Raw genomic sequence first — 5,708 nt, forward strand, 5'->3', positions numbered from 1 at the left:
TTTTTTGCGCCGAGAGGGCTTGGGTGAGGCCAATGGTGGCGCCGGGGGGGCAACGAGCGGGGCCGCAGGTGGACTCGTCAGCCGAACCTCCGACACGTACTCGGCCTGCATGCGCTCGATGCGGGGTGCGTCGGGCTGTAGCCCGGCCATCTCGTCGAGCACGTTGCCCGTGAGCCAAAGGTGCAGCGCCGCCACGAGCGCCACCAGCGTCAGCAGCCTGGCGAAGGTCCTGGGTGAGGTGGGGCCTGCCTGACGCGCCATCAGGCCCTCAGCCAGGCCTTGCGGCGTGCCAGCGCTGCCGGCTCTGCGGCCGCACTGGGCAGGGTCAGGGTCACGATGTCATCGGCAAAGGGTGTGGCCGTGCCACCGCCCAATGCAGGCAAGGTGAGTGTCTCCAGACGCTGATCGCGGCTGATCAGCAGCGCCTGTGACTTGCTGCCGTCGTGCCACTGCAAGAGGTCGTCCGTTCGCTTGAGCCGCCAGCCGTCCAGTGCCAGCAGCTCGTCACCGGCGCTGAGCCCCGCGGATTCGGCGTGCCCATGTCGCATGACCGCCTGCACCTTCAGTGCGCCAGCGGCTTCCGAGAGGCGGACGCCCAGCTTTTGCGGCAGGGGGGCGGCCTTGCTCTGCCACTGCACCCCATGGCTGGCCAGCAATTCGCTCAGCGGCAGTTCCTCGCAGGTCTCGGTCCAACGGTGCAACAGTTCTGTCCAGCTGTGGGCAGCCGATCTGGCTTGCAGGTGCGCGGGGGTGTCGGGTGGGTGTTGAGCCTCGTCGCCGAGCGCCTGCGCAACGTCTGCCTCGGTGATGGAGCGGCCCAGGCGCCACAGGCGCTCCATGACGCCGTCGAGCTTGGGTTGGTGACCGTCACGAACGGGCAGCAGCCGCAAGGCCAGGTCCAGGCACAACGCCACCAGCGAGCCCTTGGTGTAGTAGCTGACCGTGGCGTTCGCGGTGTTTTCGTCCGGTCGGTAATAGCGTGTCCACGCATCGAAGCTGGCCTGGCCGACGCTGTACGTCAGCCGCCCCGGGGTGCCACGCACCTGGTTGACCGTCTTGCCAATCAGTTTGAGGTAGGTTGCGGCGTCGATCAGCTTGGTGCGCAACAGGAACTGGTCATCGTAGTAGGACGTGAAACCCTCGAAGAACCACAGCATCCGGGTCATGTTTTCCCGGCTCAGGTCGATGGGGTCGAAGCCGGCGGGTTTGAGGCGCTTGACGTTCCAGGTGTGAAAGTACTCGTGGCTGATGAGGCCCAGCAAGGTGGTGTAAGCCTCCGTGGCGACAGCTCGACCCTTGCGCGGCAGGTCCTTGCGGGCACAGATCAGGGCTGTGCTGCGGCGGTGCTCCAGCCCGCCGTAGCCGTCTTCCACCGCGTTGAGCATGAACACATAGTGATCAAAAGCGGCCTTGCGGCGCCCATGCCAGAACTGGATCTGCGCTTCGCAGACCTGGCGCGTGTCGGCCAGCAATCGATCGCCATCGAAGTCCGGACTGGCACCTGCCACCACGAACTCATGGCGAACGCCGCGCACCGTGAACTCGCCGCGCCAGAAGTTGCCCAACTCGACCGGGTGGTCGATCAGCTCGTCGTGGTCGGGCGCTTCGTAAAGGCCCCAGCCTGCCGCGTTGACTTTCACGGCCTGCAACGCCGTGGCAACCTGCCAGCCTTTGGGCAAGCCGCCGATGCGAACCCGATGGGGCTTGGCCTCGAAGCCTTCGGCCCGCAGGAACACGCTGGTGCCGTTGAAGAAACCACGCCTGGCATCCAGGAAGGCGGCGCGCACGGAGGTGTCAAAGGCATGCACCTCGTAGCTCACGCTCAGCGTGCTGCGTCCGTCGGTGGTGACTTCCCAGGTGGCTTTGTCGATCTGCGCGACCTCGCAGTCCGCCCCCCCCTGACGAGCCTGCAGCGGCGTCAGGTGCCTGGCGAACTCGCGCACCAGGTAGCTGCCCGGGATCCACACCGGCAAGCTCAGGCGCTGGCGTTGCCTGGGGCGGGGCACCGTCATCGTCACCTGAAAGCGATGGCGTTGCGGCTCGGCGGCCTCGATGCGGAATTCGATCATGTCGGGGGTTCTCAGATCTGGGCGGCGGACACGAAGCAGCAAAGGCTGGCAACCACGGTCAGGCGAAAGCGCAGGGTCAGCCAGCCAGCCGCACCCAGCTCCAGGTAGTGCTTGCGGTCGGCCAGGTAGCAGGCGATCAACATGCCGCCCAGCCAGGCCAGGCCGGCGTGGGGAGGCATCAGCAGGCCCATCCAAGCAATCAGCGAGAAGGCGATGCCCGTCCACAAGGCCCGGCGCTGGTAGCCCGGAACCGGGCCGTGCCATTGCGATGAGGGCATCACCAGCCCCCAGCGCATGCCGCCCAGGAATGACAGGATCAGCGCTGCGTAGGTCGACAGTGCGCGCACCACGAAGGCAAACGGCTCGTCATCGATGCGGCCCACCAGCAGCCACACGAAGATCGCACCAGCGATGAAGGGAATCAGACCCGCGTAGCCCAGGCGCCTGGCCAGCAGGTTGGGGTCGGCGTGTGGCTGAGGGGACGGGGCAGGGGTCTCGGCGGCAAGCGTCATGGGGTGGGGCAGAGAAGGTCGGCGACAGCGGATGCATTCTCAAAGGCGCCCGCGTGCTGACATTGTGTCAAGAATGATGGATGTCAGCAGGCCTGCACCCGGGGTGTCATGGCCTGAGTTGTCACACCGAAAGCCAGGCGAACACGGCGGGCACGTCGTTGGGCAGTTCCAGCTCGCGCTTTCGCCAGCGCGCCACCGTGTCGGTCAAGGTGAAGCCTTGGCTGAGGGTCAGGCCACAACTCACGTTGAGCAGCGTCTGAGCTTGCAGGTGTTGCAGCAGCGCCTGCCACATCGCGGTGTTGCGGTAGGGGGTCTCGATGACCAGCTGTGTTTGATGCGCTTTGCGCGAAAGCAACTCCAGCTCGCGGATGCGCTGAGCTCGCAGGGGGGCGTCGGTTGGCAGGTAGCCCACGAATGCAAAACTCTGGCCGTGCAGACCGCTGCCCGCCAGAGCCAGCACCAGCGAACTCGGGCCCGACAGTGGCACGACCTGGATGCCTGCCTGGTGCGCGGCTTGCACCACCGCTGCCCCCGGGTCGGCCACGCCCGGCAAGCCGGCCTCTGAAATCAGACCGACGTCGTGGCCAGCGCGCGTGGGCGCCAGCAAGGACGCGAGGGCGGCGGCTTGGTCGTTGGTCTCCTTGCCTCCTTTGTCACCCTTGCCACCTTTGACCGGGCGCGGCAACTCCACGATCGACAAGCTCTGCAAAGCCTGGCTCAAGGGCGCGACCTGATCCACGCGTTTGAGGAAAGCCCGGGTGGTCTTTGCGTTCTCGGCAACCCAGTGGGCAATCCGCGCGGCCTCGCGGATCACCCCAAGAGGCAACACCTGCTGCAAGTCTGGCGCATTGCCGGTGACCGGGTCCGGGCAACCCAGGTCGAGGGTGTTGGGCACCAGCAGCAGGCGACCTGCGCGCTCGCCCGTGCGGGGCACGATTTGATCGTTGCTGGGCTCAGCCATGGTTCAGCTCCGAGGCGGTGGTTGGTGCCATCAGCGGATCCCAGCCCACCTCACGCAGCAGGCGGCTGGTGGCGATCAAGGGCAGGCCCACCAGCGCGGTCGGGTCGTCCGAGTCGATGCGATCGAGCAGCACGATGCCCAGGCCCTCGCATTTGGCGCTGCCAGCGCAGTCGTAGGGTTGCTCGCGCTGCAGGTAGGTCTCGATGACGTCGTCGCTCAGCGTGCGAAACAGAACGGTCACGCTGCTGACGGTCTGCAGCAATTGCTGGGTTCTTGGGCGCGCCACGCACACGGCGGAGTGAAAGCGAACGACCTGACCACTCAGTGCGCGAAGTTGATCGCGCGCCGCCGCGTGGTGACCTGGCTTGCCCAGCGCCAGACCACCGAGGTCGGCCACCTGGTCCGATCCGATCACGATCACGTCATCGTCGAATCCTTGCGCCACGGCGAGCGCTTTGGCTTCAGCCAGCCGGCAGGCCAGTGCCAACGGCATCTCGCCGACCTGGGGCGTTTCGTCCACGTCCGGGGATCGGGTCTCGAAAGGCTGGCCCAGGCGAGCCAGCAGTTCGCGACGGTAGGGTGAGCTGGAGCCCAGCACCAGTCGGGGCAGGGCGGAAAAAGCGGAAACAGGCATGGCGCCATTGTCCACGAGCAGCTGGCGCGGGGCCGATCGGCTCGGCGCAGGGCATACACTCGCGGGCATGAAAGCACGCGTGTTCCTGCCCGAAAAACTCGACGTCAAGGCCTTCATCGAGGCTGCATCAGAACTGGCCGGCGAAACGCCGATCGCGGCTCTGTCGCGCCTGGCCTCCGCCGCATCCCCTGAGGCCGACCTGGCCGCCATGCCCCCTGTGCGTTGGCGGGTCACGGGGCGAGCCGTGCCGCAGCGTGTGGGCGAGCCCGAGCTTTGGCTTGACCTGGACGCCCATGCTGAACTTGACATGGAGTGCCAGCGTTGCTTGCACCCGGTGCGAGAGCGCATGGCCGTGTCCCGCCCGATTCGGTTTGCACGCGACGAAGCCGAAGCCGCGCGGCTGGACGCAGAGTCGGACGACGATGTGCTCGCCGTGTCGCGGCAATTTCATTTGCTGGAATTGGTCGAAGACGAGCTGATCATGGCCCAGCCCATCGTGCCTCGCCATGCCGAATGCCCCAGCGACATCGTCAACCTGATGCACGACGACTCTGAAACGCTGGTGCCCGGTGCGCCCCCAGCTGAAGCGGGCAAGGCTGAGCCGAGCCCGGAGCCCAAACCCCACCCATTCGCCGCGTTGGCCGCCCTGAAAAAGGGCTCAGGCAGTTGAATTTGATCAGCCCGCCAGGTTTGTGCTAGAATTTCGGGTTTCCAGGATTTTGTCCAGGATTGTTGCCGCATGCGGGCTGTGGGCCCAGGGTCCGCACGGCATTGACACACCTCGCCCACACATCGACCCCACGGAGTCATCATGGCCGTTCAGCAAAACAAAAAGTCGCCTTCCAAGCGTGGCATGCACCGCTCGCACAACGCCCTGGTCACCCCGGGCACCGCAGTGGAAGCCACCACCGGTGAAGTGCACCTGCGCCACCACATCAGCCCGACCGGTTTCTACCGCGGTCGCAAGGTTCTGAAGACCAAGGCCGACGCCTGATCGGCTGGTGCCCGCGCTGGCCTGATGTCAGGCTGGCGTCAGGTTCCTGATACGCTGATACGCAAAGGGCTGGACAACCCGATCCAAAGGGTTTGCCGGCCCTTGTCTTTTTCGCCGGTGTGCCGCGTGAGCCGTTCGGCTCTTCCTTCAGTCCTGTGTGACTGCCGCTCGCGCCGCCGAGCCCCGTTTTCACCACGCACATGAGCCCTGTCACGTCCGCCTCTTCGCTGATTTCGCCTGTGCGCATCGCCGTTGATTGCATGGGTGGCGATCATGGGCCCTCGATCACCTTGCCTGCCTGCCAGGCCTTCCTGGCCAAGCACCCGGATGCGGAGTTGCTGCTGGTGGGGCTGCCCGAGGCCTTGGCTCCCGCCCGCAACTGGGAGCGCTGCCGCATCGTCGAGGCCAGCGAGGTCGTCACCATGGACGACCCGGTCGAGACTGCGCTGCGACGCAAGAAGGATTCGTCCATGCGGGTGGCCATCACCCAGGTCAAGGCTTCCGCTGATGCGCCGGCCTCGGCCCACGCTTGCGTCTC

At 66.1% G+C, this 5,708-nt stretch carries 7 protein-coding genes and 1 pseudogene; 3 read left to right on the top strand and 5 right to left on the bottom strand.

Annotated elements, in window-relative coordinates; all coding sequences use genetic code 11:
- From B2W70_RS03035 to B2W70_RS03055, 5 genes are all read right to left on the bottom strand, one after another.
- Window positions 1-261, bottom strand: a 261-nt coding sequence (locus B2W70_RS03035) for a hypothetical protein (RefSeq protein ID WP_286742720.1), incomplete at its 3' end; no start/stop codon positions are given.
- The gene (locus B2W70_RS03040) at window positions 261-2,069 is read right to left on the bottom strand and encodes a M61 family metallopeptidase (RefSeq protein ID WP_286742722.1); all 1,809 of its coding nucleotides are present in this window, start codon (window positions 2,067-2,069) and stop codon (window positions 261-263) included. The genes B2W70_RS03035 and B2W70_RS03040, both read right to left, overlap by 1 nt.
- Window positions 2,070-2,080: 11 nt before the next feature.
- Complete coding sequence (locus B2W70_RS03045; RefSeq protein ID WP_286742724.1) at window positions 2,081-2,581, bottom strand: DUF3429 domain-containing protein; 501 nt, start codon at window positions 2,579-2,581, stop codon at window positions 2,081-2,083.
- A gap of 121 nt (window positions 2,582-2,702) precedes the next feature.
- Window positions 2,703-3,542, bottom strand: coding sequence for an SAM-dependent methyltransferase (locus B2W70_RS03050; RefSeq protein WP_286742726.1), 840 nt, complete (start codon window positions 3,540-3,542; stop codon window positions 2,703-2,705).
- Window positions 3,535-4,176, bottom strand: a complete 642-nt coding sequence (locus B2W70_RS03055; protein ID WP_286742728.1) for a Maf family protein — start codon at window positions 4,174-4,176, stop codon at window positions 3,535-3,537. The genes B2W70_RS03050 and B2W70_RS03055 overlap by 8 nt, the downstream gene beginning before the upstream one ends.
- A gap of 67 nt (window positions 4,177-4,243) precedes the next feature.
- Here B2W70_RS03055 and B2W70_RS03060 point away from each other — a divergent pair, with 67 nt between their 5' ends.
- The 3 genes and pseudogenes from B2W70_RS03060 to B2W70_RS03070 all read left to right on the top strand — a co-directional run.
- Window positions 4,244-4,846: a YceD family protein gene (locus tag B2W70_RS03060; protein ID WP_286742730.1), complete on the top strand. Its 603-nt coding sequence runs from the start codon at window positions 4,244-4,246 to the stop codon at window positions 4,844-4,846.
- A gap of 141 nt (window positions 4,847-4,987) precedes the next feature.
- Window positions 4,988-5,170 carry a 50S ribosomal protein L32 gene (rpmF, locus tag B2W70_RS03065; RefSeq protein ID WP_058086220.1) on the top strand — a complete coding sequence of 61 codons (183 nt, stop codon included), beginning with the start codon at window positions 4,988-4,990 and terminating at the stop codon, window positions 5,168-5,170.
- Window positions 5,171-5,370: 200 nt separating this feature from the next.
- A pseudogene (locus B2W70_RS03070) lies at window positions 5,371-5,708 on the top strand (phosphate acyltransferase); the annotation flags it as partial.

Source organism: Aquabacterium sp. UBA2148 (assembly GCF_002328915.1).
In the GTDB taxonomy this organism is placed as follows: Bacteria; Pseudomonadota; Gammaproteobacteria; order Burkholderiales; family Burkholderiaceae_C; genus Aquabacterium; species Aquabacterium parvum.

Excerpts from the sequence above, each read along its gene's own strand:
- B2W70_RS03050 (WP_286742726.1), bottom strand. The coding sequence starts at position 3,542 with ATGGCTGAGCCCAGCAACGATCAAATCGTGCCCCGCACGGGCGAGCGC.
- B2W70_RS03060 (WP_286742730.1), top strand. The coding sequence starts at position 4,244 with ATGAAAGCACGCGTGTTCCTGCCCGAAAAACTCGACGTCAAGGCCTTC.
- B2W70_RS03045 (WP_286742724.1), bottom strand. The coding sequence starts at position 2,581 with ATGACGCTTGCCGCCGAGACCCCTGCCCCGTCCCCTCAGCCACACGCC.
- rpmF (WP_058086220.1), top strand. The coding sequence starts at position 4,988 with ATGGCCGTTCAGCAAAACAAAAAGTCGCCTTCCAAGCGTGGCATGCAC.
- B2W70_RS03040 (WP_286742722.1), bottom strand. The coding sequence starts at position 2,069 with ATGATCGAATTCCGCATCGAGGCCGCCGAGCCGCAACGCCATCGCTTT.
- B2W70_RS03055 (WP_286742728.1), bottom strand. The coding sequence starts at position 4,176 with ATGCCTGTTTCCGCTTTTTCCGCCCTGCCCCGACTGGTGCTGGGCTCC.